Origin of the sequence: Aeromonas sp. ASNIH4, from assembly GCF_002934425.1 — a bacterium.
Taxonomy (GTDB): Bacteria; Pseudomonadota; Gammaproteobacteria; order Enterobacterales; family Aeromonadaceae; genus Aeromonas; species Aeromonas hydrophila.
This window is the reverse complement of sequence record NZ_CP026217.1, coordinates 4208477-4234514: the sequence shown is the minus strand read 5'-3', so window position 1 is coordinate 4234514 and position 26038 is coordinate 4208477. Positions and strand designations below refer to the sequence as shown.

Annotated in this window: 21 protein-coding genes and 4 tRNA genes; 16 read left to right on the top strand and 9 right to left on the bottom strand. The window is 64.0% G+C overall.

The window, feature by feature from the left end:
• Window positions 1-8 precede the first annotated feature (8 nt).
• A complete protein-coding gene (locus C2U40_RS19775) occupies window positions 9-1916 on the bottom strand; it encodes a methyl-accepting chemotaxis protein (protein ID WP_016352158.1) in 1908 nt (635 codons plus the stop codon).
• 237 nt (window positions 1917-2153) lie between these two features.
• On the opposite strand from C2U40_RS19775, the gene C2U40_RS19770 reads away from it, so the two are divergent.
• From C2U40_RS19770 to C2U40_RS19760, 3 genes are all read left to right on the top strand, one after another.
• Window positions 2154-4412, top strand: a complete 2259-nt coding sequence (locus C2U40_RS19770; RefSeq protein ID WP_041216959.1) for a patatin-like phospholipase family protein — start codon at window positions 2154-2156, stop codon at window positions 4410-4412.
• Window positions 4413-4640: 228 nt separating this feature from the next.
• The gene (gene acnB, locus C2U40_RS19765; protein ID WP_029302077.1) at window positions 4641-7238 is read left to right on the top strand and encodes a bifunctional aconitate hydratase 2/2-methylisocitrate dehydratase; all 2598 of its coding nucleotides are present in this window, start codon (window positions 4641-4643) and stop codon (window positions 7236-7238) included.
• A 163-nt stretch (window positions 7239-7401) separates the two neighbouring features.
• Window positions 7402-8976: an EAL domain-containing protein gene (locus tag C2U40_RS19760; RefSeq protein WP_103827104.1), complete on the top strand. Its 1575-nt coding sequence runs from the start codon at window positions 7402-7404 to the stop codon at window positions 8974-8976.
• Window positions 8977-8980: 4 nt separating this feature from the next.
• Here the strand turns inward: C2U40_RS19760 and C2U40_RS19755 are convergent, their stop codons facing one another.
• On the bottom strand, window positions 8981-9889 hold the full coding sequence (locus tag C2U40_RS19755; RefSeq protein WP_103827103.1) for a LysR family transcriptional regulator: 909 nt from the start codon (window positions 9887-9889) through the stop codon (window positions 8981-8983).
• Window positions 9890-9965: 76 nt separating this feature from the next.
• Between C2U40_RS19755 and C2U40_RS19750 the strand changes: the two genes are divergently transcribed.
• The 4 genes from C2U40_RS19750 to mdtD all read left to right on the top strand — a co-directional run bounded on the left by C2U40_RS19750 (window position 9966) and on the right by mdtD (window position 14750).
• A complete protein-coding gene (locus tag C2U40_RS19750; RefSeq protein ID WP_103827102.1) occupies window positions 9966-10583 on the top strand; it encodes a LysE family translocator in 618 nt (205 codons plus the stop codon).
• Between the two features lie 123 nt (window positions 10584-10706).
• Window positions 10707-12101, top strand: a complete 1395-nt coding sequence (locus C2U40_RS19745; RefSeq protein ID WP_103827101.1) for a D-arabinono-1,4-lactone oxidase — start codon at window positions 10707-10709, stop codon at window positions 12099-12101.
• A 71-nt stretch (window positions 12102-12172) separates the two neighbouring features.
• On the top strand, window positions 12173-13300 hold the full coding sequence (locus C2U40_RS19740; protein WP_181014720.1) for a CobW family GTP-binding protein: 1128 nt from the start codon (window positions 12173-12175) through the stop codon (window positions 13298-13300).
• A 61-nt stretch (window positions 13301-13361) separates the two neighbouring features.
• Window positions 13362-14750, top strand: coding sequence for a multidrug transporter subunit MdtD (gene mdtD, locus C2U40_RS19735; protein ID WP_029302083.1), 1389 nt, complete (start codon window positions 13362-13364; stop codon window positions 14748-14750).
• A gap of 9 nt (window positions 14751-14759) precedes the next feature.
• Here mdtD and C2U40_RS19730 read toward each other — a convergent pair whose 3' ends face one another.
• From C2U40_RS19730 to folB, 3 genes are all read right to left on the bottom strand, one after another.
• A complete protein-coding gene (locus C2U40_RS19730) occupies window positions 14760-15242 on the bottom strand; it encodes a YbaK/EbsC family protein (RefSeq protein ID WP_103827100.1) in 483 nt (160 codons plus the stop codon).
• Between the two features lie 121 nt (window positions 15243-15363).
• The gene (gene folK / locus C2U40_RS19725; RefSeq protein WP_017409458.1) at window positions 15364-15873 is read right to left on the bottom strand and encodes a 2-amino-4-hydroxy-6-hydroxymethyldihydropteridine diphosphokinase; all 510 of its coding nucleotides are present in this window, start codon (window positions 15871-15873) and stop codon (window positions 15364-15366) included.
• On the bottom strand, window positions 15873-16244 hold the full coding sequence (folB, locus tag C2U40_RS19720; protein ID WP_103827099.1) for a dihydroneopterin aldolase: 372 nt from the start codon (window positions 16242-16244) through the stop codon (window positions 15873-15875). Before folB ends, folK begins: the two co-directional genes overlap by 1 nt.
• A 176-nt stretch (window positions 16245-16420) precedes the next feature.
• Between folB and plsY the strand changes: the two genes are divergently transcribed.
• The 6 genes from plsY (at window position 16421) to C2U40_RS19690 (ending at window position 19137) form a co-directional block, all read left to right on the top strand.
• Window positions 16421-17083: a glycerol-3-phosphate 1-O-acyltransferase PlsY gene (gene plsY, locus C2U40_RS19715; RefSeq protein ID WP_016352149.1), complete on the top strand. Its 663-nt coding sequence runs from the start codon at window positions 16421-16423 to the stop codon at window positions 17081-17083.
• A gap of 47 nt (window positions 17084-17130) precedes the next feature.
• A tRNA-Phe gene (locus tag C2U40_RS19710) sits at window positions 17131-17206 on the top strand.
• Between the two features lie 52 nt (window positions 17207-17258).
• Window positions 17259-17334, top strand: a tRNA-Thr gene (locus C2U40_RS19705).
• Between the two features lie 3 nt (window positions 17335-17337).
• Window positions 17338-17413 (top strand) — tRNA-Phe (locus C2U40_RS19700).
• Between the two features lie 45 nt (window positions 17414-17458).
• Window positions 17459-17534 (top strand) — tRNA-Asn (locus C2U40_RS19695).
• A gap of 259 nt (window positions 17535-17793) precedes the next feature.
• On the top strand, window positions 17794-19137 hold the full coding sequence (locus C2U40_RS19690; RefSeq protein WP_103827098.1) for a potassium channel family protein: 1344 nt from the start codon (window positions 17794-17796) through the stop codon (window positions 19135-19137).
• A gap of 27 nt (window positions 19138-19164) precedes the next feature.
• On the opposite strand, the gene C2U40_RS19685 is transcribed toward C2U40_RS19690, so the two are convergent.
• A complete protein-coding gene (locus C2U40_RS19685; protein WP_065475406.1) occupies window positions 19165-19497 on the bottom strand; it encodes a hypothetical protein in 333 nt (110 codons plus the stop codon).
• Window positions 19498-19609: 112 nt separating this feature from the next.
• Between C2U40_RS19685 and C2U40_RS19680 the strand changes: the two genes are divergently transcribed.
• Window positions 19610-20125: a ClbS/DfsB family four-helix bundle protein gene (locus tag C2U40_RS19680; RefSeq protein ID WP_101149997.1), complete on the top strand. Its 516-nt coding sequence runs from the start codon at window positions 19610-19612 to the stop codon at window positions 20123-20125.
• A gap of 343 nt (window positions 20126-20468) precedes the next feature.
• Complete coding sequence (locus C2U40_RS19675; protein ID WP_029302089.1) at window positions 20469-21641, top strand: CD0519/CD1768 family membrane protein; 1173 nt, start codon at window positions 20469-20471, stop codon at window positions 21639-21641.
• Between the two features lie 60 nt (window positions 21642-21701).
• Here C2U40_RS19675 and C2U40_RS19670 read toward each other — a convergent pair whose 3' ends face one another.
• A complete protein-coding gene (locus tag C2U40_RS19670; RefSeq protein ID WP_103827096.1) occupies window positions 21702-22715 on the bottom strand; it encodes a chemotaxis protein in 1014 nt (337 codons plus the stop codon).
• A gap of 206 nt (window positions 22716-22921) precedes the next feature.
• On the opposite strand from C2U40_RS19670, the gene C2U40_RS19665 reads away from it, so the two are divergent.
• The gene (locus C2U40_RS19665) at window positions 22922-23641 is read left to right on the top strand and encodes an SDR family NAD(P)-dependent oxidoreductase (RefSeq protein ID WP_103827095.1); all 720 of its coding nucleotides are present in this window, start codon (window positions 22922-22924) and stop codon (window positions 23639-23641) included.
• Here the strand turns inward: C2U40_RS19665 and C2U40_RS19660 are convergent.
• Window positions 23628-25694: a tRNA(Met) cytidine acetyltransferase TmcA gene (locus C2U40_RS19660; RefSeq protein ID WP_103827094.1), complete on the bottom strand. Its 2067-nt coding sequence runs from the start codon at window positions 25692-25694 to the stop codon at window positions 23628-23630. The genes C2U40_RS19665 and C2U40_RS19660 overlap by 14 nt on opposite strands.
• The gene (locus C2U40_RS19655) at window positions 25691-26002 is read right to left on the bottom strand and encodes an HlyU family transcriptional regulator (RefSeq protein ID WP_103827093.1); all 312 of its coding nucleotides are present in this window, start codon (window positions 26000-26002) and stop codon (window positions 25691-25693) included. The genes C2U40_RS19660 and C2U40_RS19655 overlap by 4 nt, the downstream gene beginning before the upstream one ends.
• Between the last annotated feature and the right edge of the window lie 36 nt (window positions 26003-26038).

The following is a 26038-nucleotide window of genomic DNA, read 5'->3' as shown; positions in this document are numbered from 1 at the left end:
CAGAAGTCTTAGAGCCGGAAGTTGCCGACCAGCTTGTCCAGCTCGCCGGAGAGGTGCTGCAGGCTGCGGCTCGACTCGGTCAGCTGGTGGGCGATGTCGGCGGTCTCCATGGTGAGCTGGTTGATGTCTTCCACGTTGCGGTTGATCTCGCCCACCACGCTGGATTGTTCCTCGGTGGCGGTGGCGACCTGGATGTTCATGTCGCTGATCTGGGTGATGTGGGCGGTGATCTGGCCGAGGGCGCCGTTGGCCTCGTCAGCCTGGGTCACCACTTCCAGACTCTGGTTGCGGCCCTGAGCCATGGCGCTGACGGCGCGGGCGCTCTGCTCCTGCAGCCGGTTGATCATGCCCTGGATCTCGGCGGTGGAGGCGGCAGAGCGGCTGGCGAGGTTGCGCACTTCGTCGGCCACCACCGCGAAGCCGCGGCCCTGTTCCCCGGCGCGGGCGGCCTCGATGGCGGCGTTGAGCGCCAGCAGATTGGTCTGCTCCGAGATGCTGCGGATGGTGTCGAGGATGCTGCCGATGGAGTCGGTCTGGCTGGCCAGCGACTCGATCACCCCAGCCACCTGTTCAATCTCGCCGGAGAGGCCGACGATGCCGTGACGGGCCTGGGCCACCACCAGGGCGCCGGCGTCGGCCTGTTCGTTGGCCTGCTTGGCCACATCGGCCGCCAGTGAGGCATTGCCGGCGATTTCACTCACGGTGGCGCCCATCTCGTGGATGGCGGTGGCCACCTGCACGGTGCGATCGCGCTGGGCGGTGCAGTTGTGCTGGGTCAGCTGGGCCTTGGCGGCCACTTCGTTGGCAGTGGCGGCGAGCTGGCGGGAGTTGCTCGCCACCTGCTCGATGGAGCCGTGGATCTTGGCGACGAAGTTGTTGAAGCCGGTGGCTACCTGGGCCAGTTCATCCCGCCCCTCCACCTTGAGACGCTGGGTCAGATCGCCGTCACCGCTGCCGAGTTCGCGGAACAGGCGGGCCAGCTGGTTGAGCGGGCGGCTGACCGAGCCGGCCAGCAGCATGCCGAGCAGTCCCATGCCGGCGGCGATGGCCAGGCTCACCAGCAGGATGTGCAGGCGGGCCCGGTCCAGCTCGGCATAGATCTCTGCTTCCGGCACCTGGGCCACCAGATACCAGTCGAGCAGCGGAATGTAGCTGCTGGCCAGCACCACCGGCTGGCCGTCGATCTCGGCGTGGGTGGCAGCAAAGGGCTGCTTGTTCAGCAGGTTGCCGCTGCCGCTTGCCAGCTGGGTCAGGCTGTCACGGTCGATGCGGCTGGCGTCTGGGTGCAGCTTCACCTTGCCGCTGCCGTCGGTCATGAACACGAAGCCGCTGTCGCCGATGCGGAAGTTGGCGAGCATGCTGACCATGCTGTCGAGGGACTTGGCGAGGCCGGCGAGGCCGCGGCCATTGAGCTGCTGGAAGTTGACGAACAGCTTCACCTCGCCGTTGCTCTCGCGAAAGATGCTGAGCATTAGGTCTTGCTGGCTCTTGGTGTAGCCGTAGAACCAGGCATCCTGCTCCGGGGTGAGGTTGCGCAGGAAGCCATCCTGGTTGTAGTAGGCGGCGCTCTGGCGATCGGCGAATGAGGCGGTGACCAGCCCGTACTGGGCTGCCATGTCCTTGAGCTGGTCGATCAGGATCGACTCCTGCTCCTTGGGCATGCCGCGGGCCACCCAGTCCAGCACGAAGCGATCGTTGGCCAGCTGTCTGGCGGCGCCGGCGACCGAGGTGAGATCCTTCTCGATCTCCTTGCCGATGCGCTGGGTCAGGTTGGGCAGCTCCTGCTCGAACATGCGGCTTTCGATCAGCTGCTGCGCCGAGCGCTGGCTGAAGTAGCCAACCAGCAGGCAGGAGAGCACCACGGCCAGGGTGACCGTGGCCAGAATTTTCTGTTTGAGTGTCAGGCTTGCAAGCATAGGAGTGACTCGGGTGTGTGAACACGGGATTGAGGACATATTAGCGGCAGCCCGGCGTCACCCTTGATAGGCCGACCCACTTTATTGACGGATTACGTTTGCGCTCACATCGCCGCATGGGCGGCCAGCATCGCAATGCGTGCCGATATCCCCTGCCAACTGTTGCGGTTCGCCGGCCGCCCCTTATAGTAGGCTTCACTGCCTAGCTGGCTCGCCCTGGATTCAATGGAAAATCATATGCGCATCTTTCGTCGAGGATGGAACCCCCTGTTCCTGATATTGCTGGCCTGTCTGCCGCTGATGGCGGCGGCCCAGTCCGAGCGGCCCAAAATTGCCCTGGTGCTCAGCGGCGGTGGTGCCAAGGGGGCAGCCCACATCGGCATCCTCAAGGTGCTGGAAGAGAAGCGCATCCCGGTCGACATCATAGTGGGCACCAGCATGGGCTCCTACGTGGCGGGCATGTACGCCATGGGGCTCAGCGCCGAAGAGGTGGAGCGCACCACCCTGGCCATCGACTGGAACAAGGGCTATCAGGACAAGGTGGGGCGTGACGAGCTCTCCCTGCGCAAGAAGCAGCAGAGCGAGCAGTATCAGCTGCGCACCGACATCGGCGTCAATGGCGACTCGGTCCAGTTCCCCGACGGCTTCTTCCAGGGCCAGTCCATGGCCAGCCTGCTGCGCCACGCCACCTCCAACCTGCCGGTGCAGAAGAGCTTCGACGATCTGCCCATTCCCTATCGCGCCATGGCCACCGACATGGAGACGGTGACCCCCTTCGTGCTGGACCACGGCAGCCTCGCCAAGGCGATGCAGGCGTCCATGTCCATTCCCGGCGCCCTCAAGCCGGTGGAGTGGGAGGGCCACATCCTGGCCGATGGCGGCACCGTCAACAACATGCCGGTGGATGTGGCCAAGGCGATGGGGGCCGACGTGGTGATCGCGGTGGACATCAGCGCCAAGCTGCGCACCCGCGAGTCCTTGAAGTCGGGGCTGGCCATGATCGATCAGCTCACCACCTACATGACCCAGGTCGGCACCGAGAAACAGAAGGCGCTGATGGGGCCCAGAGACGTATTGCTGACGCCTGAGTTCGGCAACATGGGTATCGCCGACTTCGCCCTGATGCCGGAGGGGATCAAGCTCGGGGAACAGGTGGCCAACCGTGCCTCGGCCCAGCTGGATGCGCTCTCTCTGTCGCCCGCCGCCTATGCCGCCTATCGCAACCAGAAGCTGAGCCGGCGCGCCGAGCGCAGCGGCCAGCCCGCCTACTACATCGACAAGGTGGAGATCATCAACAAGTCCCGTCTCTCCGACGAGACGGTGCATGCCATGCTGAAGGTGCGGCCTGACAAGATCCAGACCAACGAGAGCCTGGAGGCGGGCATTCGCCGGCTCTATGCGCTGGAGTCGTTCGATCGCATCACCTACGAGGTGGAGGAGCGGGGCGGCGAGAACGTGCTGGTGGTGGACGCCAGCGAGAAGAACTGGGGGCCGGGCTACCTCAACTTCCAGTTCGGCTTCTCCGATGACTTCGAGAGCAGCTCCAACTACAACGTGGGCATGTCCTACACCCTCACCAACGTCAACGACTGGGGGGCCGAGTGGCTGACCGAGGCATCGCTCGGCACCGCCAAGCACTTCAAGACTGACTTCTACACCCCGCTGGAGCCCTCCCAGACCTTTTTTGGCGAGGCGAGCCTGGCCTATGACAAGACCCAGCGTCGCATCTTCATCCCCGAGGAGACGCGGGCGGCGAATGAGGTGAGCTATGTCGACGCCGAGTACAACTTCACCAACGTCGATCTGGCGGTGGGCTGGAATCGCCAGCCCTGGAGCCGCCTCTCGCTCGGGCTGGAGGGGAAGGTAGGCGACATCGACGTGCGCAACGTGGCGGATGCCAAGGTGGATGCCTCCTCCTGGGGCCCCTATGTCCGCTTCGAGCACGATACCCTCGACAGCCGCTACTTCCCCTATCAGGGCGCCTACTGGGACATCAAGGGGGGGTACTCCGCCGTCCGGCTGGATAATAACAGTGACATAGATGATCGCTATGAGGGGGTCAACTATCACCTGGCGATGGTCAAGCCCTGGTCCTGGGACAGGCACAGCCTGAACCTGTTGCTGGAGGGGGGGGGCTCTACCTCCCAGGAAGAGCTGCCGCTGTTCGTGCAGGATCTGGGCGGGTTGTTCCGCATGTCCGGCTTCCAGCGCTATCAGCTGAGCGGCCGCTACAGCCTGTTTGGCGGGCTGCGCTACATCTACCGGGTGGCGGACAACGACTTCGGCGCGCTGCGGGCACCGCTCTATCTGGGCGGCTCCCTCGAGCAGGGCGGGGTCTGGGACAAGGGGGAAGACATCAGCATGGAGAGCTCCTTCACCGCCGGCTCCGTCTACGTGGGGGTGGAGAGCTTCCTCGGCCCCATCTTCCTCGGCTACGGCATGGCGGAGGGGGGGAACGATATGTTCTATCTGCAATTGGGCAGCACATTCGAATAACGGCCAAATGATGCCTTTTTGTTAACTTATTTCTGGCGTGCCATTTATCTGTTTGTAAAACATCAGCAACTTTAGATGGTTATGTTGTTTTGATGAATATCTGTACAGGCTTTGGATTTTAATTAGTCGTTAAAACTTATATAGTGGGGGGCACCCTACGGGTGTCCCGCAAGGACGATCGCCGCGAGCGTGGGCGAACCCCAAAAAAAGACCAAAGAGGAATTAGTCGTGCTTGAAACATACCGTAAACACGTCGCAGAACGTGCCGCCGAAGGCGTGGTTGCCAAACCTCTGGACGCAGAGCAGGTCGCCGCCCTGGTTGAGCTGCTGAAGAACCCGCCCGCTGGCGAACAAGACTTTCTGAAAGAGCTGTTGTCCTCCCGTATTCCCCCTGGTGTTGATGAAGCGGCCTATGTCAAAGCCGGCTTCCTCACCGCCGTCGCCAAGGGCGAAGCCCACTCTCCCATCCTGAGCGCTGCCGAAGCCGTCGAGCTACTGGGCACCATGCAGGGTGGTTACAACATTCAGCCGCTGATCGACCTGCTGGACCACGCGACCCTGGCTCCTCTTGCCGCCAAGGGCCTCTCCCACACTCTGCTGATGTTCGACTCCTTCCACGACGTGGAAGAGAAGGCCAAGGCGGGCAATGCCCACGCCAAGCAGGTGATGCAATCCTGGGCCGACGCCGAGTGGTTCCTCTCCCGCCCTGAACTGGCCGAGAAGATCACCGTCACCGTGTTCAAGGTGACCGGCGAAACCAACACCGACGATCTGTCGCCGGCGCCGGACGCCTGGTCCCGCCCGGACATTCCGCTGCACGCGCTGGCCATGCTGAAGAACGCCCGTCCCGGCATCACCCCGGACAAGGATGGCGTCATCGGCCCCATCAAGACCATCGATGCGCTGAAAGAGAAAGGTTTCCCGCTGGCTTACGTGGGTGACGTGGTCGGTACCGGCTCTTCCCGCAAATCCGCCACCAACTCGGTGCTCTGGTTCATGGGCGACGACATTCCGCACGTGCCGAACAAGCGTGCCGGCGGTGTCTGTCTCGGCGGCAAGATTGCCCCGATCTTCTTCAACACCATGGAAGATGCCGGCGCTCTGCCCATCGAAGTGGACGTCTCCAAGCTGGAAATGGGCGATGTGATCGACATCTACCCGTTTGCCGGCAAGATCTGCAAGCACGGCACCGACCAGGTGCTGGCGCAGTTTGAACTGAAAACCGACGTGCTGATCGACGAAGTGCGCGCCGGTGGCCGTATCCCGCTGATCATCGGCCGCGGCCTGACCGACAAGGCCCGCGAAGCGCTGGGTCTGCCGTTTTCCACCGTATTCCGCCGTCCGCAGCCGGTGGCCGATACCGGCAAGGGCTTCACCCTGGCCCAGAAGATGGTGGGCAAGGCGTGCGGCGTGCAGGGCATTCGCCCCGGCACCTACTGCGAGCCCAAGATGACCACGGTCGGCTCCCAGGACACCACGGGCCCGATGACCCGCGACGAGCTCAAAGACCTGGCCTGCCTCGGCTTCTCCGCCGATCTGACCATGCAGTCCTTCTGCCACACCGCGGCCTATCCCAAGCCCATCGACGTACAGACCCACCATACCCTGCCGGACTTCATCATGAACCGCGGCGGTGTCTCTCTGCGTCCGGGTGACGGCGTCATTCACTCCTGGCTGAACCGCATGCTGCTGCCGGATACCGTGGGTACCGGTGGTGACTCCCATACCCGCTTCCCCATCGGCATCTCCTTCCCGGCGGGCTCCGGTCTGGTGGCCTTCGCCGCCGCCACCGGCGTGATGCCGCTGGACATGCCGGAATCCGTGCTGGTGCGCTTCAAGGGCGAGCTGCAGCCGGGTATCACCTTGCGTGACCTGGTCCATGCCATCCCCTACGCCGCCATCCAGAAAGGGCTGCTGACCGTCGAGAAAGCGGGCAAGAAGAACATCTTCTCCGGCCGCATCCTCGAGATCGAAGGTCTGCCGACCCTGAAGGTGGAGCAGGCGTTCGAGCTGGCCGACGCCAGCGCCGAGCGTTCCGCTGCCGGTTGCACCATCAAGCTGGATAAAGAGCCGATCATCGAGTATCTGAAGTCCAACATCGTGATGCTGAAGTGGATGCTGTCCGAAGGCTACGGCGACGTGCGCACCATCACCCGCCGCATCAAGGGGATGGAAGAGTGGCTGGCCAACCCGGTGCTGATGGAAGCGGACAAGGATGCCGAGTACGCTGAAATCATCGAGATCGATCTGGCCACCATCAAGGAGCCGATCCTGTGCGCGCCGAACGATCCGGACGATGCCCGTCTGCTGAGCGACGTGGCAGGCGACCAGATCGACGAGGTGTTCATCGGTTCCTGCATGACCAACATCGGCCACTTCCGCGCCGCCGGCAAACTGCTCGAGAAGTATCAGGGTGAGCTGCCGACCCGCATGTGGATCGCGCCGCCCACCAAGATGGACAAGGATCAGCTGACCGAAGAGGGCTACTACGGCATCTTCGGCCGGGTTGGTGCCCGCATCGAGATCCCGGGCTGTTCCCTGTGCATGGGCAACCAGGCGCGGGTAGCGGAAGGGGCCTCCGTGGTCTCCACCTCCACCCGCAACTTCCCGAACCGTCTGGGCAAGGGTGCCAACGTCTATCTGGCCTCTGCCGAGCTGGCTGCGGTTGCCGCCATCATCGGCAAGATCCCGACCGTGGCCGAGTACCTGCAGTACGCCAAGACCCTGGACGCCACTGCGGCCGACACCTATCGCTACCTCAACTTCAACGAGATCGCCTCCTACACCAAGAAGGCCGATGCGGTGATCCTGCAGCAAGCGGTGTAAGGGTCGGCGCCGTCATGGCGCTCCCGTGCTGATGCAAAGCCCCGGTCCGTGCCGGGGCTTTTGTTTTTGTTCTGGGCATGCTTGGTTGTTTTTTGCACACATTAGGGCTGGGTTCAGCATCGGCTGTTAAGGTGGGCTGCCATGTTTGCTGTCTGGTCCCGCTATGTCGATGTCGCTGCCCAATCTGGATTTCTCCCGTCCCTGGCTCCGTCTTGGCTGCACCCTGTTGCTGTTCAGCCTGCCTTTCTCGCTCGGCGGCTGGGCCATCTACAACAGTCATATGCACGCTCTGGATCGTCAGTCCGAGCACTCCGCCAGACAGGCGGTGACCCTGATGGAAACCATGCTGGCCCACGCCGAGAGTGCCAACCGCTCGCTCTTTCCCTTCATCGATCAGCCGTGCGAGCAGGCCCTGTTCACCCTGCGCCAGCAGGTGGCGTTGGTGCCCTTCGTGCGCACCGTCAACCTGGTGGGGGAGAACGGGATCTACTGCAACTCGCTGTTCGGTGCCATCCAGTGGCCGGATCGGCTCGAGCGCTACAGCGGTGGACGGCTGCTGCTGTTGGCGGGCAACCAGGTGCGGGCCCACCACCCCCTGCTGGCCCTGCGCGACAGCCATGGCAAGGGGGCCGCTTTCAGCACCATAGACGGCGAGTACCTGCGCTTCATGCTGGTGCTGAGCGGACGGCCCTGCACCCTGCTGCTGCACGTGGGGCAGCAGTGGCTGGATGAGCGGGGCGTGCTGAGCGAAGGGGGACAGCCGCAGCCGATGCTGGCCAGCCATGAGATCCACTCCAGCCGCTATCCGCTCTCGATCTATGCCGGGCACGAGGTGCCCTCGTTCTGGAACTCCCTGTGGCAGGCCAGGCGCTGGGCCATTTTGCTGTTGCTGGGGATCTCCCTCGGCTTCGCCCTGCTCATCTGGTGGCTGCTGGGACGGCCCCGTTCACCGGAGGTCGAGCTGGCGCGAGCCCTGCGCAATCGGGAGTTTGTGCCCTATTTGCAACCGCTGGTGGCGGCGGGGAGCGAGCGGGTGATCGGGGCCGAGGTGTTGATGCGCTGGCAGCACCCGACGGCCGGGCTGATCCGCCCGGATTTCTTCATCCCCCAGGCGGAGGCGAGCGGTCTGATCGTGCCGATGACCAGCCTGCTGATGGAGGAGGTGGCCCGCGAGCTGAGCATGGAGCGCGACCTGGTGCCCGACGGGTTTCACATCAGCTTCAACATCAGTGCCGCCCACTGTCGCGACATGGCGCTGCTTGCCGAGTGCCGGCGCTTCCTCGATCACTTCGCGCCGGGCCAGGTAGTACTGGTGCTGGAGCTGACCGAGCGGGAGCTTCTGGTGGCGGATCCCCAGACCCTGATGCTGTTTCGCCAGCTCGACCAGATGGGGGTCAGGCTGGCCATGGACGATTTTGGCACCGGCCACTCCAGCCTGCACTACCTGCAGCAGTTCCATGTGGACTATCTCAAGATAGATCAGTCATTTATCGGCAGGATCGGCACCGAATCCCTGTCCGAGCACATAGTCGACAACGTGATCGATCTGGGGACCCGGCTCGGCCTCGCGCTGGTTGCCGAAGGGGTGGAGACGCGCCAGCAGGCCGACTACCTGAAACGCAAAGGCGTCGACTACCTGCAGGGCTACCTGTTTGGCCGTCCGCTGCCGCTGCGCGACTTTCAGGCTGCATTGGCCCAGCCTCAGGTCGACCGCACGGCGCAGCTGGCTTCTGTCTGAGCCATCAGGTGAGGGATTGCAGCCACTCCGACAGTCTGGCGTGGGCGCTGCCGGGAGCGGGCGGGGCGGGGGCGAGCAGATGGTAGCCGGTGCCGTCGGGGCAAAAACCGAGCGGCGCCACCAGCAGGCCGGCCTCGATGTCGTCGCACACCTGCCGGTAGGGACCGATGGCGACCCCCAGCCCGGCGACTGCCGCCTGCAGGCTGAAGTAGAAGTGCTCGAAGGTCTGCCCCGGCGCCTCCTCGCTGGCGGACTGGCCGGCGTGCTGCAACCACTCCTGCCAGGCTCCCGGCCGGGTCTTGGTGTGCAGGCAGGGGGCGGCAGGACGCAGGACCGGGCCGTTGGCCCCCGTTTCGAAGAACTGCGCCACCTTGCCCGGCTGGCAGACCGGTCCGGTCAGCTCCTCGAACAGCAGCTGGCTGTAGAGCTCGGCGGGCCACTGGAAGTCGTTGCGCCGGATGGCGAGATCGATGCCGCTGCCGAAGCTGAGAGCGCCGCCACCGGCCATCAGGTGCACGTCCAGCTCGGGATGCAGGGCCTGGAAGGCGGGCCAGCGCGGGATCAGCCAGCGCATCAGCAGGGTTGGCTCGCAGGAGATGACCAGCGACGTCGGCCGTCCCTGCCGGCGCAGCGCCTGCGCCGTCTGGCGGATGCCGCCCAGCCCCTCCCTGACCGCCTGATAGAGCCGCTCGCCCGCTTCGGTCAGAAAGACCCGGCGCTGGCGCCGCTCGAACAGCATGACCCCGAGATCCTCTTCCAGCAGGCGTACCGCCCGGCTGACCGCGCCGTGGGTGAGGTGCAGCTCGTCGGCGGCGCGGCTGAAGTGCTCGGTACGGGCCGCCACCTCGAAACAGCGCAGGGCGGTCAGGGCTGGCAGCGACAGGCTTTTATGTGAATCATTCTCACCGTTCATGTCAGAAGTTATCGTTCGTTATTGGTGCTATGGCCAAATAAAATAGCCGATATTCCATGTGATCAGGACTATTTTCATGACCGAACTGTTAGCCGTAATAGCCATTACCTTCTTTGCCGTCATCAGCCCGGGACCCGACTTCGCCATGGTGTCGCGCAACAGCCTGCTGCTCTCGCGCCGCAGCGGTGTGCTGACGGCGCTCGGCATCGGCGCCGGGGTCTGTGTGCACGTCACCTACACCCTGCTCGGGGTGGGATTGCTGATCCAGCAGTCGCTCTGGCTGTTCAATCTCATCAAGCTGGCGGGGGCCGCCTACCTTATCTTCCTCGGCATCAAGATGCTGCGGGCCAAGCCGGCGACCGCCGAGGTGCTGGCCGAGCAGCCCGCCCTCTCCAGCCTGGGGGCGCTGCGCACCGGTTTTCTGACCAATGTGCTCAACCCCAAGACCACCATCTTCATCGTCAGCCTGTTCATGCAGGTGGTGCAGCCGCAGACGCCGCTGGCGGTTCAGCTCGGTTACGGCGCCTTCATCGTGCTGACCCACGCCGTCTGGTTCAGCGCGGTGGCGATCTTCTTCTCCACCGACTCGGTGCGGGGTCGGCTGCTGGCGGTGCGCCACTGGATCGATCGGGTGTTCGGTGGGTTGCTGGTGGGATTCGGCATGCTGCTGGCACTGACCCAGCAGACGCGCTGAGGCGAGGGGAGAGGTGCTCTCCCCTATCCACCCCCGACTGTAGGGGCTTGTTTTTCATGCCTTGTGGTCCGCTTTTCGGTAGAATTGGCGCTCATTTTGACGTCAATAAAGATGAGGGGCGGTATGACGGTCAGGTTCCAGGCATTTCACAGCATCAAGGCGATCGGTCAGCGGGAGGTGCTGTTCAACTGGTCCAGGACCAATCCGCTCGGCGCACTGGAGCAGGTGTGGCGTCCGAAGAATCGCGACGAACTGCAGCAACTGCTGCGGGAAAACCCCGAGCGCAAGCTGCGCCTCATCGGCTCCGGCCTCTCCTTCGAACCCATCCACAGCGTCTATGCCGAGGGCAGCCAGGCGCTGCTGGTGGACTTGCACCACCTGCGTGGCCAGTTGGCGCAGACCGCCGACACCGTCACCTACCAGGCGGGCACCCCGCTCGACACCGTCTACGCCGATCTCATCGCCATGGAGCGGATGTTGCCGGCTTCCCCCGGCGTCATCGGCATCCAGACCCTGGGCGGTGCGCTCAGCACCGGCACTCACGGCCAGGGGTTGCACCAGTCCGCCCTGTGCGATGCGGTGGCGGCCCTGACCGTCATGCTGGCCAGTGGCGACATCATCCGGGTGGATCGCAGCGATCCACGCTTCGGCGCCTTCGTGATGGGCATGGGGATGCTCGGCATTTTGCTCGACGTCACCTTGCAGACCGTGCCCAACCGCATCATGCGCTGCACCAAGTTCACCACCGACTATCCCTTCCTGCTGGCGCACAACGAGCGGCTCAACCGCGAGCACGCCTTCGTGAAGAGCTGGTGGTTCGCCTGGACCGGCGAGAGCCACATCTGGCTGGTGGATCCCGCCTCCGAAGAGGAGGTGGCCCGCTACCGCGCCGGTGGCAGCGAGCCGCTGTTGCTGGAGGGCGACATCGACGCCCGCATGAATGCCACCATAGATGCGACTCTGCAGAAGATGGCCAAGGACACTAAGGATGAGGCGCTGGCCGGCGAGCACTTCGAGACGGTGCGCCGCTTCAAGGATGCCTCCGATCTGGTGGGCAACGTCTACCAGATCCTCTGCAAGGGGATCCCGGCGCCCCAGATCAACTGCGAAGTGGCGGTGCCGCTCAATCGCATGAACGAGGCGCTGGAGACCCTGCAGGCGTGGCAGCAGGCCAACCCCGGCGTGCTGCATTACCCCTTTATCCTGCGCTGCACCGGCCCCTCCAAGGCCTGGCTCAGCGCCGCCTATGATCAGTCGGTCTGCTGGATCGGGTTCCTGGTCTATCTGGCGGCGGACGGCACCTTCGTCAACGGCTCTATGGAGCAGATGCGCGAGCTGCAGCAACTGCTGGTGCCGCTCGGCGGCATCCCGCACTTTGGCAAGCACCTGGCGATGGATCTCTACGACTTCCCGGCCCTGCTGCCGCGCTGGCACGACTTCCTGGCCCTCAAGGGCGAGCTCGACCCCCACGGCCGCTTTGAAAACCGCTGGCTCGCCGACCTGTTTGCCAACCGGTAAGGATCTGACATGACCGATATGCAAGATACTCGCTTACTCATCACCCTGCCGACCAGAGGGGAGTCATCCCTATGACGGACATGCAAGATACGCGTATCCCCGTGACCCTGCTGACCGGTTTTCTCGGCAGCGGCAAGACCACCTTGCTCAACCACTGGGTCAAGCAGCCCGAGCTTGGCGAGTGCGCGGTGTTGATCAACGAATTCGGCTCGGTGGGGCTGGATCACCACCTGGTACAGCAGGTGGATGAACAGGTAGTGCTGCTCGATTCCGGCTGCATCTGCTGCTCGGTGCAGGGCTCTTTGGTGGAGGCGCTGCAGGGGCTGTTTATGAAGGCCATTCAACGCAAGATCAAACCGTTCAAACGGCTCATCATCGAGACCACAGGCCTCGCCGATCCGGCCCCCGTGCTGTTCACGTTGAGGGAGGAGGGCTTTATCGCCCAGCGTTACCGCTTCGATGGTACCGTCACCGTGGTGGATGCCGGCCATATCGAGCAACAGTTGGCGGCTCAGTATGAAGCGGTGAAACAGGTGGCGCTGGCGGATCTGCTGGTGGTGAGCAAGGGCGACCTGGTGGATGAAGAGACGCTGGCACGGGTAGAAGCCCAGCTGACGGCCCTCAATCCGGCGGCCCCGATCGAGCGGGTCAGCAACGGGGTGCTCTCGCCCGCCGTGCTGGAGAAGCTGGGGGCCTACAACGAGGCGGCCGGGCGCGACGTGCGCCAGCTGCTGGCCTGGCTGCGCACCGAATCCCCGAAACAGGGGCTGGCCTCGCCGATGCAGCCGAAGATGAAGCCGTTCGCCGCCAAGGTAGGCACGGCCGCGCCGACCCACTTTGAGCACGGCAATATCGAAAGTTTCGCCCTGCGCATCGGCGAGCCGCTCAAGCCGTCCCGCCTGCTGGCCGCCATCGACGCGGTACAGGCGCAATACGGCGATGCGCTGCTGCGGCTCAAGGGCATATTGCAGCTGGAGGGGGAGAGCCAGCCGGTGGTGATCCACGGCGTCCATGGCCAGCTCTATCCGCTGCAGGCGCTGGGGGAGTGGCCGGAAGGCAAGGCCCAGTCCCGGCTGGTGTTCATCGTGAAGAGTCAGGACAAGGCGGGCATAGAGCAGTTGTTCCTTGAGACGCTCAAGGCGCCCGAGCCCAGCCTGGAAGAGCAGCTCAGAGTCATGCTCGGACAGCCTGATGCCTGATGTAATGAGATGACCCGCGCTTGTGCGGGTCTTTTTTTGTCTGAAGAGGAGGTGGCTGCAGATGCCCGATAGCACACACATGGTGACCCCTGCCCAGCGCAAATGGCTGCCGCCGCTCACGGCGGTCGGTTTCTTCATGCAGACGCTGGATGGCACCATCCTCAACACCGCCCTGCCGAGCATGGCCGAGACTCTGGGCGAGAGCCCGCTGCAGATGCAGTCGGTGATCATCGCCTACATGCTGACGGTGGCGCTGCTCATCCCGGCCTCCGGCTGGCTGGCGGACCGATTTGGCACCCGCCGCATCTATCTAGCCGCCATCCTGCTGTTTACCTTGGGGTCTTTGGCCTGCGCGGCTGCCAACTCCCTGCCGCTGCTGGTGGCGGCGCGGGTGCTGCAGGGGATCGGTGGCGCCCTGCTGATGCCGGTGGGCAGGTTGGCGGTACTGCGGGTCTACAGCAAGCACGAGCTGCTGCGGGTGATGTCGTTCGTCACCATCCCCGGCCTGGTGGGGCCGCTCATCGGCCCGGCACTGGGGGGCTGGCTGGTGGAAGTGGCGAGCTGGCACTGGGTGTTTCTCATCAACCTGCCGGTGGGGTTGCTCGGCTTTATCGCCAGCTGGTACTTCATGCCGGATCTGCGCCAGAGCACGGCCAAGTTCGACTGGCAGGGGTTCGTGATGTTCAGCGCCGGCATGGTGCTGGTGTCGGTGGGCCTGCAGGGGCTGGGAGAGCACAGCATCTCCACCGGCTGGGCGCTGTTTGCCCTGCTGTTCGGGCTGGCCGCCATGGCGAGCTACTGGCTCTACGCCGCCAATGCCGAGGAGCCGCTGTTCGGGCTGGGACTGTTCAAGACCAGCACCTTCGCCATCGGCATCTGGGGCAACCTGTTTGCTCGCCTCGGCAGCGGCGCCATGCCGTTTCTCACCCCGCTGTTTCTGCAACTGGGGCTCGGCTTCTCACCGAGCAAGGCGGGGATGACCATGATCCCCACCGTGCTGGGGGCCATGCTGACCAAGACGCTGGTGAACAAGCTCATTCCGCGCATCGGGTATCGCCGCATCCTGATCGGCAACACCCTGGCGCTGGGGGTGATGATCGCCAGCTTCTCCCTCATCGACAACCAGCTCCCCTATGGGGTGCTGCTGGGCTGGCTGATGGTGTTCGGCGCCATCAACTCGCTGCAGTTCTCCGCCATGAACACCCTGACCCTGCAGGATCTCAGCCCGGAGTTTGCCAGCAGCGGCAACGGCCTGCTGTCGGTGGTGATGCAGCTCTCCATGAGCCTAGGGGTGGCCATCGCCGCCAGCCTGCTGGGTCTCTTCTCTGCCGGCTCGTCGGCGGCGGATGGCCAGTGGCTGGGGGGCTTTCACCTCACCTACCTCTGCATTGGCCTGATGTCGATGCTGGCGGCGCTGATCTTCGCCCAGCTGGCGCGGGACAAGCGCTGAGCCGCAGGCTCAGGGGGCTGGCAGGTAGCTCACCTGGCAGGGCAGCTGGGTCAGCAGCCCGGCCAGGTGGGCGGTTTCCAGCAGGAAGGTCTGCTCGGGGTGGCCCGGGGTCCAGGTAAAGGCGTGGTGGGTCATGAGAGCGGGATCCACCAGCAGCGGGATGTCGGCGCGGGGCAGGAAGGGGCAGACCGCGCCCGGCAGGCAACCGATCTCCGCCTGCATCTCGTCGGCGGTGCAGATGGAGGGCTTGGCGCCGAGCGCCGCCTTGACCGCCTTGTTGTCGAGCCGGCCGTCCCTGTGGGTCAGCAGCAGGGCGAAGCGGCCATCCTTGAACTTGAGAAACAGGGTCTTGCTGAATTCGGCCTGCCAGCCGAGGCGGGCTCTCACCTTTTCATCGGTGGCGTAATCGAGAATGGGTTCGTGCTCGAAGCGCTGGTGGGGCAGCCCGGCCAGCAGCCGGCAGTTGAAGTCGTGAATGGTATCGAGTGGCATGGGGTTCTCCTGTGATGGCGGCCATCCTGCCACTTGCACCGGCGCAGGCCCAATCACGGTTTCTTATCCGTTATCAGCTCCGTCCATCAGCAACAAGGGCACCGCGAGGTGCCCTTGTTGTTCAGTGGTGCTGCAATTCGCCCGCTGCCCAGTGAAAGGGGATGGGGCAGAGCCGTTGGGAGGCCTTGTCGTAACGCTCCCACAGCTCACCGAGAGTGCGCCCATCGAGCGGATGGCGCAGGGTGGGGGCCAGTTCGGCCAGCGGCCAGAGCACGAAGGCGTTGCTGAGGATCTCGCCGCGCGGCAGCACCAGCGGCGTCTCGCAGACCAGCTCGCCGTAGAGCAGCAGATCGAGATCCAGGGTGCGCGGGGCGAACTTCTTGGCGTCTGGCTCGCGGCCGTGGGCGAACTCCATGGCGCGCAGTCGCTGGCACAGGGTCGCCAGCGGCAGCTCGGTATCGGCGCCCACCACCAGGTTGTAGAAGGGGCGGCCGTTGAAGCCCACCGCCTCGCTCTCGAACACCCGGGAGACCTGCAGCTCGCCAAACTCGGCCTGCAGGGCATCGAGGCCGGCGCGGATATGGCGTTCCCGCTCGATGTTGGATCCCAGGCTGATATAGATGCGGGTCATCAGTTGGCGCTCGCGGCCGGGGTGCGGTGACGCAGGATCTCGACGCCGACACCGGCGGCATTGGGGACGGCGCCCGGCTTGGTCAGGGTGACCTTGACCCACAGCACCCGTTCGTCGGCCAGCACCAGCATGGCGACCTGTTCGGCCATGGTTTCGACCAGCTCCACCACCTTGCTGGAGGCGTGATCACAGATCTTGCGAGAGAGGGTGGCGTAATCCAGTGCCAGCTTGATATCGTCGGTTGCGGCGGCGGGGCGGTTGTCGAACCCCATCTCGAGGTCGAAACAGAGCTTCTGGCGAATGCCTTTCTCCCACTCGTATACACCGATAGTGGTCAAAACCTCGAGTCCGCGAATAAACACCTTGTCCATGACAGTACTTCTTCTTTACTCTTGATGGGCTGTGATGACAGCGCAGGGATGCAGGCCTGGCCAGCGGATGAGTGCCGGCGGCCGGTTTGGGCGACACGCGGTGGGCAACCCCACGTCGGCGCCAGAGAATGTGGCCCGCATCATACCCCATTCATATCGTGGTAAAAACGACCAAGATGACGGCCCTGACGATTTTGATGATTATTCTGGCCTACCTGGGCGGCTCGCTGTCCAGTGCGGTGCTGGTTTCCCGCATCACGGGTCTGCCGGATCCCCGTGATCACGGCTCCCACAACCCGGGGGCCACCAATGTGCTGCGCCTCGGTGGTCGGCTGGCGGCCGTGGTGGTGTTGCTGCTCGATGTGCTCAAGGGCACGGCTCCCGTCTACCTCGCCTGGTATCTGCAGATCAAACCCGTCTACCTCGGCTTTATCGGGGTGGCTGCCTGTCTCGGCCACATGTACCCCATCTTCTTCCACTTTCGTGGCGGCAAAGGCGTGGCCACGGCGCTCGGCACCATGATGCCCATCGGTTTCACCATGGGGGGCGCGGTGATCGGCACCTGGCTGCTGGTGCTGCTGGTGAGCGGCTATTCGTCGCTGGCCTCCATCATTACCGTGTTGCTGACCCCGCTCTTTACCTACCTGCTCAAACCGGAATACACGCTGCCAGTGTCGCTGCTCTCCTGCCTCATTCTGATCCGCCATCACGAGAACATCGCTCGCCTGCTGAAGGGGGAGGAACCCAGAGTCTGGGGCCGCCAGAATCGCGCCGAGCAGGAAGAAGTGCTGGAAATGGATGATCCTGAGCAAAAAAGAGACGAACGAGACAAAAAGTGAAATTTCCCGTTGACCACCTGCCTTAAAATCCGTTTAATAGCGCCCACGCCCAGATAGCTCAGTCGGTAGAGCAGGGGATTGAAAATCCCCGTGTCGGCGGTTCGATTCCGTCTCTGGGCACCAAATTTTGGTGCCATGAAATAAAAACTTGTTCATGCACAATGGTTTAAAGTGTGCCGGCTTAGCTCAGTAGGTAGAGCAACTGACTTGTAATCAGTAGGTCACCAGTTCGATTCCGGTAGCCGGCACCATTTGCCCAGATAGCTCAGTCGGTAGAGCAGGGGATTGAAAATCCCCGTGTCGGCGGTTCGATTCCGTCTCTGGGCACCACAATAAAGGCGATGAGATAGCGATATCTGGTCTCCAAAGTACAATTCCTCCTTAGTTCAGTCGGTAGAACGGCGGACTGTTAATCCGTATGTCACTGGTTCAAGTCCAGTAGGAGGAGCCAATTCAAAAGCCCAGCAGCAATGCTGGGCTTTTTCTTTGCCCGTTTGCCGCTGTCTGGCACTCACTGCGGACAATAAATGGGCCAACCGGCGCCAAGTTGTCGCATGGCTCACCCTGTCCCCTCCCCATCAGTGACTTCGTCGGCTCGCCTAGTATGATGGCTTGCTGAGTCCGTCTCCTGCCCGGTTCGGGTCATGCAGACTTGTCGGGTATCAGGCCCGGTGCAGGCAAGCGGAACCGTTTCTTGAGCGAGGTCATCCATGAATGCAACAGAGCTTTGGCAGCTTTCCCCCGAACAGTTCAACGAGTGGCGCCGGGCCAACGACTATCCCCTGATCTGGGATCTGCTGGTGGCGTCGCTGCCCCATTTCGACGACTGGATGACGGAGCAGAAGATCGACAAGCAGGTGATCTTCCAGATCGGCATCGCCCGCTTCATCAGCTCCCGCTGCGTGCTGAGCCTGTGCCTCTACATGAGCGACGACAAGATCAGACTCTATGAGACCGCCTCGAGCGCGCTGGAGTCCCTGCGCAAGAGCGGGTTGATCCGTGCCGAGACGCGCTTTGAACCCTACTGCATGTGGCTGGCCGGCAAGCACGGCAAGGACGAGGTGAAGCGGGTGCAGAGCCTGCTGTCGGTCTCCGAGAACAACAAGGGGGAGGCCCAGGTGCTGGGCAAGCACCGGCTGCTCAACATCGGCGGCGTCGAGCTCAAAAGCCCCATCATCTCCGGCCGGCTGCTCGACTTCACCTGCCTGGACGAACTCTCGCTGGATGGCGCCGTCAACAACTCCAAGGTCTATCTGTGGCACTGCTCGGCCAAGGGGGTGAGGGTCAACGGCGGGGTGATCGGGCTCGATCTGTTCGACTCCCTGCTGTGGGACCACAGGGCCTGGGCCAAGAAGCGGGAGCTGGCGCTAGAGGACGGAGTGTTCCAGGACTTCACCATCGAGTGCGAGGAGATCCGCTTTCACTCCTCCCGGGCAGTGCTGAAAAACTTCAATGTGCGGGCCAAGAACTTCGACGCCACCATGGAGCACACCAACCTGGACAAGGTGCAGGTGGCCTACAACGAGAATGGCAGGGTCGATCACAGCGAGGCCAGCAAGCTCTACCGCAATGCCAAGCGGCTCTTCTCCAGCGTGGGTGATACCGTCGATGCCGGCGAGTGCTACTACAAGGAGAAGCTGCACGAGATGAAGTCGCTGGCGAGCCCGAGGGAGCTGTTCAGGGAGTGCTGGCTGCGCAGCGGCTGGCTCAAGAAAGGCTGGCTCACCCTGCTGTGCTACCTGAAATGCGCCGCCAAGTTCATCAGCTTCATCACCTGGGGCTTTGGCGAGCGGCCGATCCGCAGCCTGCTGCTGTCGATGGGGGTGATCCTGCTGGCGACCCTGACCTATTTTCTGGCGCCGGCCTCGGTCACCTACCACCACCTGGGCCGCTCGCTCTACTTCAGCATCGTCACCTTCGTGACCCTGGGCTATGGCGACATCTCCCAGACCTCCTCCCCGCTCCAGCTGCTGTCGGCCATCGAGGCCTTCTGCGGCATGTTCCTGACCGGGCTGTTCCTGGCGGGGTTTGCCTCCAAGACCAAGCAGTATTGATGGAGCGTCGGTTACCGGCCGAGCGGGTCAGCCGGCTGGCGTGATCTCTTGCATCTTGAGCCAGAAGGCTTCCTGGCAGGGGTTGTGGAACAGCTTGCGCGCAGGTGTGATGGGAATGGGGCTGGCGACTACCCGGTAGCTGATCCAGCACTCCGGGCAGAGCTGCGGGGAGGGCTCTTCGTCCAGCTCCAGCTGGTGGCAGATGACCACGCCGTTGGCAAACCAGTAATGGGTCTGCCGGTGATGAGTCAGGGTACCGCTCTCGTCCTGCTCGCTGTGTTGTTCACTCTGCTGGCGGACGATGATCGCCGGCCCCGCCTGGCGATGGATGGCCCTGATGTAGGTCACGAGGTCGTTCATGGTGCTGCTGGATGAGTAGATGGATGGCCGATGGGGCGAGCTTACCCGCGCCGGCCGTGGACGGCAATCTCGCCCGCCGCTTGTCGGGTGGCGGGCATTCAGGAGAAAAGTGATGGGGATCCCTGCTGACAAGGCCGAGCTGCTGCTCGCCATCGAGACGAACTTCGGCAAGCTGCTCAAGGCCTTGCAGGCCGTCCCCGAGGGCCTGACACAAGAGCCGGTGATGGAGGGGCACAGCAAGGGCACCCGCATGAGCGTGGCCAATCTGGTGGCCTACCTCATCGGCTGGAATGAGCTGGTGATCAAGTGGATCGAGTGGGATGCGGCGGGTCTGCCGGTGGATTTTCCCGAGACCGGTTTTAAATGGAACGAGCTGGGCGGGCTGGCGCACAAATTCTATCGGGACTATGAGGGGCTGACCTACCCGCAGCTGCTGACCCGGCTGGTGGCGGCCAGGGCCCGCATCGTCGAACTGATCGGGCAGCGCAGCGACGATGAGTTGTACGGTCGCCCCTGGTATGAACGCTGGCCGCTGGGGCGGATGATCCAGTTCAATACCGCCTCGCCCTATCACAATGCCAACGGCCGGCTGCGCAAGTGGTTGAAGAGCGAAGGGGTGAAGCCGTAGGGCTCGTTGGCGGCCAGCACAGGCGAGGGGGTGGCAAGGTGCAGGTCTCCCCCCTTGTTTCGCTGACAGGCCCCAGTTGTTATACTGCCGCCCCGTTTCGTCGCCGGGCTGGCCGTGGGCCGGCGCGCTGACGCGAGACGGGCAGACTGGACAGGATCGTCCGGCCACCCGTGTTTCCTCCCTGGTTCAGCCGCTAGCGCGGCGAAGCGTCAATCCGTATGGCACGGGTTCGCGGCCGGCAGGAAGAGTCATTCAAGGAGCCCTTGTCGCAAGACAAGGGCTCCTGCTTTATGGGGGCCATAACAACAATACTCACCACACAGCGACAGATTTCAGGATTGGTATGGAAAATCAAGCAGTTAAAGATTCTCACCAGGGGGCGGCCTCCCTTCGCCGCTGGCTGGAGCCGGTATTGGTGCTGGTTATCCTCGGCAGCCTGTTTGGCTACCTCGGCAGCCAGATGGGCCTCTCCGCCCTGGTCAACACCCTGTTCAACACCGCCCACCAGCTGTTGCTCAACACAGTGCTCTTCATCATGGGCATTACCGTGCTGTCTGGCGCGCTCAGCCAGCTGCTCAGCGAGTTCGGGGTGATCCGCCTTTTGGAGGTGCTGCTGGCACCGCTGATGAAGCCGGTGTTCCGGTTGCCGGGGCGCACCGCATTGGCGGCCCTGATGACCTTCTTCTCCGACAACCCGGCGGTGATCAGCCTCGCCAAGGACAGCCGCTTTCGCAAGGGCTTCACCCCCTGGCAGCTGGTGTCGCTCACCAACTTCGGCACTGCCTTCGGCATGGGGCTGATCGTGGTGACCTTCATGGCCACCCTGCAACTGCCGGGCGGCGAGTCCACCGCCAGCGCGGCGCTGATCGGTCTGCTCGGCGCCCTCATCGGCTCCGTGGTATCGACCCGGCTGATGCAGCGGATGATCCGCCCGCTGGTGGGGGAGACCCCGATCACCGACGAGGTGGCGAGCGTGGGGGCCAAACCGGGTCTGAGCCAGGAAGCCGCCCCGACCTGGCTGCGGGTGCTCAACGCCCTGCTGGACGGTGGCAAGTCCGGGGTGGAGCTGGGGATGGCGGTGATCCCGGGGGTGCTCATCATCAGCACCTTCGTGATGCTGCTGACCTTCGGGCCTGGCGAGCAGGGTTACAGTGGCGAGGCCTTCCAGGGGGTGGCGCTGCTGCCCGTGCTGGCAGCCAAGGTGGGCTGGCTGTTCGAGTTGCTGTTCGGCTTCACCCACGCTGAACTGGTGGCCTTCCCGGTCACCTCGCTGGGGGCGGTCGGTGCTGCCATGTCGCTGGTGCCCCCCTTCATCGGCAAGGGCTGGATCACCGGCAACGAGGTGGCAGTGTTCACCGCCATGGGCATGTGCTGGAGCGGCTTCTTGAGCACCCACACCGCCATGCTGGATGCGCTCGGCTATCGCCATCTCACCTCCCGCGCCATTGTGGCCCACACCATCGGCGGCCTGTGCGCCGGGGTGGCGGCTCACCAGCTCTATCTCTGGCTGGGTTGAGCCATCAAGCAGCAAAAGGGCGCCTCGGCGCCCTTTTGCTTGAGTGGCCGTTCGGCGGCCTCACAGGTTGCCGGGTCTGGGGATGGGGATGCCGAGCAGGAAGTTGTCCATCATGCCGACCATGCGGCCCAGCTCCGGTTTGGTGATGGTGTCGTTGGCGCCCAGCTGCAGCGCCTTGTGGCGGTTGTCATCGCTCATCAGCGACGAGAACATGACGATGGGGGTGGTCTTGAAGGCGGGGGTATCGCGCAGCCGCTTGAGCAGGTGCATGCCGTCCATGCGGGGCATCTCCACGTCGGTGATGACGCCGCTGACAAACTCGGCCACCGGGATCTTCTCCTCCTGCGACAGGCGATCGAACTCCATCAGCATCTCCAGCCCGTCACCCCCATCCTTGGCAGTCACCACGTTGTAGCCCGCGGTGCGCAGGGTGGTTTCGATCATCTTGCGGATGAAGGCGGAGTCGTCCACCACCAGGATGGTTTTGGCCTGGCGCATGGCCATCATGCGATCGTCGATGATGACCTTGCGATCCTGGGTCACATCGTACTTTTCCATGCTGAGTTCAGGGTTGATGTCGGCGATGATCTTCTCGAAGTCGAGGATCATGATGAGGTTGCCGTCGCGCCTGACCACCGCCACCACGCAGTCATTCTCGCCCGCCTCCAGGAACTGGCTGGGGGACTCCACATCCTCCCAGGAGACCCGATGGATCCTGCTGACACTATCGATGAGGAAGCCGTTTGCCATCTTGTTGAAGTCGGTGACGATGACCACTTTGTTGCTGTTGTCCGGGTTGGTGCGGATGCCGAGCCAGCCGGCCAGATCCACCAGCGGGATCAGCCGCTCGCGCAGGGAGAAGACCCCCACCATGTGGCGCTGGGCATTGGGGTAGTCGGTGGTTTCCGGCACCCGGATCACCTCGCGCACCTTGGCGACGTTGATGCCGTAATAGGCTATTTTCTCGCGGCCATCGGGCAGCTGCTTCTTGAGATGGAATTCGATGATCTCGAGCTCGTTGGTGCCGCTCTCGGTCAGGATGGATTTACGCTCTTCCCCGTCTTTGGACATCATGGTCACTCTCGTGCTTCTGGTTGCGCTGGCAGCACCCGCTGCGGTTTTCCCTCAGTATAGGAATGGATCCGCCGACGACGGCGGGATCCACACAAGATCGCCTCCATAACCGCTTGATCCCGCAGGCAGGAAGGCGCGTATCAGCCTATCAGGAAAAGCGCGGGGCGATGGAGAAGGCCATCACACTCGCCACAAGGGGGCTCGTCATGGAAGAGAGTGTCGTGGTGATCGGCGCCGGCGGTGGGCTGGGAAGCGCTCTGGTCGAACACTGGCTGGCGGCGGGCGCCGCGCCCGTCATCGCCGTCAGTCGCCAGCCGCAACCGGCGGAGCTCAACAGCAGCAGGCTGCACTGGCTGCACTGCGATTACAGTGATGAACAGCTGGCAGAGGTGGTGGCCCGCATCGGCGAGCTGGCGCCGAGGCCGCGCTGGCTGGTGATCTGCAACGGCCTGCTGCAGCAGGGAGGCATCCGGCCGGAGAAGCGGCTCGAGGCGCTCAACCTCGAGGCCATGACCCAGCTCTACCAGACCAACGCCCTGCTGCCGCTGCGCTGGATCAGCCAACTGCTGCCGCTGCTGGGGTCGAGCCCCTGTACCCTGGCGGTGCTCAGCGCCCGGGTTGGCAGCATTGGCGACAACCGCGCCGGGGGCTGGTATGGCTATCGCGCCGCCAAGGCGGCTCTCAACATGCTGCTCAAGTGTGCCGCCATCGAGCTCGCCAGACGGGCGCCCGGCGTCAAGTTGCTGGCGTTTCATCCGGGCACAGTGGATACCGCGCTATCGCGCCCATTTCACGGCAACCTGGCCGCCGGCAGCCTGCACAGCCCGCAACAGGCTGCCGCGCATCTGGTGACGCTGATGGCGCGGCTGACGCCGGATGGCGAGCTGAGCTACCTCGACTGGCGAGGCGAGCCTATCGAGTGGTAGCGGGTGGCAGCAGCCGGGCCAGCAGGCTGCGCAGCGCTTTGATGACCGCCGGTTTGCCTGCCAGTTGCAGCCTGGCCGCCAGCGCTCCCCAGTCGGCATATTGCCAGATGGTGGCGATCAGCAGTTGCCGCTCGGCGGGGTCAAGCTTTGCCAGTGTTGTCAGGTTGCCCGCCAGCCAGCGCTGCAGGCTGGGCTGGCACAGCTCGAACGGCTTGTGATGGTGGGCAAAGCAGGCCAGCTCATCCTGATCAAACTCATCGAGCCTGCTCGAGCTGGCCTCACCATCCTGCAGGCATTGCCACACCAGCTCGGATTCAAGATTTTTCAGCTCGCCTGCCAGCAGGGTGGGCAGCTGGCGCACGAAGCGTTGGTGCCAGTCGGCCAGCTCGGCGGCGCAGCTTGGTTGCAGCGCCTTGAGCAGCAGGGCGGCGTGGCTGCCGCTGGCGGCATCTCGCTGCAGGCCGATGCGCAGCACCCTGAGCCCGGCCTTGCGCCAGAAGGGCAGCAGATCGGCGCTGGCCGAGAAGGCGGAGCCCAGATAGTCGAGCCCTGCCGCCTGATAATGCTGTTCGAGGTGGGCCAGCAGGAGCGATCCCAGCCCGTGGCGATGCAGCGCCGGGTGGATGGCGATGCGCATCACCCGGGCGTAGCTGCGCGCGCCTGCGGTTTTGAAGCCGGCGTGTGCCAGCAGCGACTGGGGGAGCAGATGGCCGCGCGGGCGCCGCCGCCCGGCCCAGATCGCCTCGGCCAGCTCGTCTGCTATCTCTCCTTCCCTGGCCACCAGTGCCACCCCGAGCAGATGTGGGCCCTGCTCCAGCAGATGGATGTCGAGGGCCGGGCTCTCCAGCAGGTAGCGCAGATCGCTCGGCGTGGTCTGGTAGTGGGCCAGCACCAGCAGGCCGAACACTCGATGGAGCAGCCCCTCGTCGGCAGCCAGTGCATTCTGCTCGAGCCGGCGCCAGCCAGGCTGGGTGGGTGCTGGCGGTGTTTCGACCTCGGCGTTGAGGCCGAGCAGCCGGAACACCAGCGGCTCCAGCGGATCCCGGCTGCTCCAGCGGATCGGCTCGGCCAGGTGGATCTCCTGCCAGCCGGGCGTCTCGCGATCGAGTACCCGCTTGAAGCGCAGGTGAAAACCGCGCCCCGTGCCCTCGTAGCCGTGTTCTGTGGTGGCGAAGACGATGCGGCCGTGCCGGGCCAGCATGGCTTCCAGCAGAGGGGTGGGAATGGCGGCCGCTTCGTCCACCAGCAGCAGGTCGGGTTGCAGCGGTTCGTGCACCAGCCGATCCGGCGAGCAGTAGCTGAGCCCTGCCAGCAGTTGTGGTACGTCTTCAAGGGCGTGGGCGGCGTGGGCAAACAGGGTGGCGACCGTGGCCTGGGAGGGCGCCGTCACCACGATCTGCAGATCGGGTTGCTGGCGCAGCAGCTCGGCGGCGGCCAGCCCCAGCAGGCTGCTCTTGCCGCGGCCCCGATCCGCGCTCAACACCAGCGGGCGGCGGCGGTGACCGTGCAACACCTTGTGGATGGCGGGCAGGGCGCGGGCCTGATCACAGCTCAATGGCCGCGCTGGCCCAACCGGCTGCCATGGGGTCGGCGTGGCAGGGGGCGTCAGACCGAGGGCAGGATCACCCGCCAGCAGCCGTGCCAGCCGGGCGAGAAAGCCGTGACCCGCCAGCACCATGTCTTCCGGTTGTGCCACCAGCCGTACCCGGTCTGGATCCGGCCAGGCTGGCCATTGGGCCCGCGGCGGCGTCAGCAACAGCAGCAGACCGCCTGCCCGCAAGGTGCCCGCCAGCGCCCCGAATGCGTCGGGATGAAAACCGCTGAAAGTATTAAATACAAGCGTGTCGCACTCCTGACCGAGCCGCTGCAACGCCTTGGCCGCCGGTTGCGGGTTGTGCTCGCTCGGGCCGTCCCCCAGCCAGTAGCTGACGCCGCTTAGCTTCGCCTCGGCTCGGGTGATGCAATCGGCCTCATCACCTTCCAGCCAGATCAGCCGCCGTTCACCGGTGCGAGCCAGCGCCTGGCGCAACTCGTTGAGCGCAGCCGGCATCATGAGGCGGTGCTGTCGGCCGGTTTGCGGGGCTCGAACATGCGATCCCCCATCTGGTCGATGAAGGTGTGCGCCTTCTGCACCATGAAGCGCTCCGCATCGGCGGGGTTGGCAAACAGATCGGAGCGGATGAAGCGGTGGGTCTGCAGCACGCCATCCAACTCCTTGGTGATGCGGCCAGCCAGTCGATACTGACCCCCTTCGGCCATGGGCTCGGGATAGATGAGGTAGCCGGCGTATTCGGTGGGCGTGACTTCGGTGGCCGGAGCGGGCTGGCCGCCAAACAGGGCAGTGAACAGTTTCTTGAGCATGATGTTTCCCTCAGTGACAGGGCATTGTCACCAAGG

What these genes read in the sequence shown, in the direction of transcription:
- C2U40_RS19775 (WP_016352158.1), bottom strand. Translation starts at nt 1,916, where the DNA reads ATGCTTGCAAGCCTGACACTCAAACAGAAAATTCTGGCCACGGTCACC.
- C2U40_RS19770 (WP_041216959.1), top strand. Translation starts at nt 2,154, where the DNA reads ATGCGCATCTTTCGTCGAGGATGGAACCCCCTGTTCCTGATATTGCTG.
- C2U40_RS19760 (WP_103827104.1), top strand. Translation starts at nt 7,402, where the DNA reads ATGTCGATGTCGCTGCCCAATCTGGATTTCTCCCGTCCCTGGCTCCGT.
- C2U40_RS19755 (WP_103827103.1), bottom strand. Translation starts at nt 9,889, where the DNA reads ATGAACGGTGAGAATGATTCACATAAAAGCCTGTCGCTGCCAGCCCTG.
- C2U40_RS19750 (WP_103827102.1), top strand. Translation starts at nt 9,966, where the DNA reads ATGACCGAACTGTTAGCCGTAATAGCCATTACCTTCTTTGCCGTCATC.
- C2U40_RS19745 (WP_103827101.1), top strand. Translation starts at nt 10,707, where the DNA reads ATGACGGTCAGGTTCCAGGCATTTCACAGCATCAAGGCGATCGGTCAG.
- C2U40_RS19740 (WP_181014720.1), top strand. Translation starts at nt 12,173, where the DNA reads ATGACGGACATGCAAGATACGCGTATCCCCGTGACCCTGCTGACCGGT.
- mdtD (WP_029302083.1), top strand. Translation starts at nt 13,362, where the DNA reads ATGCCCGATAGCACACACATGGTGACCCCTGCCCAGCGCAAATGGCTG.
- C2U40_RS19730 (WP_103827100.1), bottom strand. Translation starts at nt 15,242, where the DNA reads ATGCCACTCGATACCATTCACGACTTCAACTGCCGGCTGCTGGCCGGG.
- folK (WP_017409458.1), bottom strand. Translation starts at nt 15,873, where the DNA reads ATGACCCGCATCTATATCAGCCTGGGATCCAACATCGAGCGGGAACGC.
- folB (WP_103827099.1), bottom strand. Translation starts at nt 16,244, where the DNA reads ATGGACAAGGTGTTTATTCGCGGACTCGAGGTTTTGACCACTATCGGT.
- plsY (WP_016352149.1), top strand. Translation starts at nt 16,421, where the DNA reads ATGACGGCCCTGACGATTTTGATGATTATTCTGGCCTACCTGGGCGGC.
- C2U40_RS19690 (WP_103827098.1), top strand. Translation starts at nt 17,794, where the DNA reads ATGAATGCAACAGAGCTTTGGCAGCTTTCCCCCGAACAGTTCAACGAG.
- C2U40_RS19685 (WP_065475406.1), bottom strand. Translation starts at nt 19,497, where the DNA reads ATGAACGACCTCGTGACCTACATCAGGGCCATCCATCGCCAGGCGGGG.
- C2U40_RS19680 (WP_101149997.1), top strand. Translation starts at nt 19,610, where the DNA reads ATGGGGATCCCTGCTGACAAGGCCGAGCTGCTGCTCGCCATCGAGACG.
- C2U40_RS19675 (WP_029302089.1), top strand. Translation starts at nt 20,469, where the DNA reads ATGGAAAATCAAGCAGTTAAAGATTCTCACCAGGGGGCGGCCTCCCTT.
- C2U40_RS19670 (WP_103827096.1), bottom strand. Translation starts at nt 22,715, where the DNA reads ATGATGTCCAAAGACGGGGAAGAGCGTAAATCCATCCTGACCGAGAGC.
- C2U40_RS19665 (WP_103827095.1), top strand. Translation starts at nt 22,922, where the DNA reads ATGGAAGAGAGTGTCGTGGTGATCGGCGCCGGCGGTGGGCTGGGAAGC.
- C2U40_RS19660 (WP_103827094.1), bottom strand. Translation starts at nt 25,694, where the DNA reads ATGATGCCGGCTGCGCTCAACGAGTTGCGCCAGGCGCTGGCTCGCACC.
- C2U40_RS19655 (WP_103827093.1), bottom strand. Translation starts at nt 26,002, where the DNA reads ATGCTCAAGAAACTGTTCACTGCCCTGTTTGGCGGCCAGCCCGCTCCG.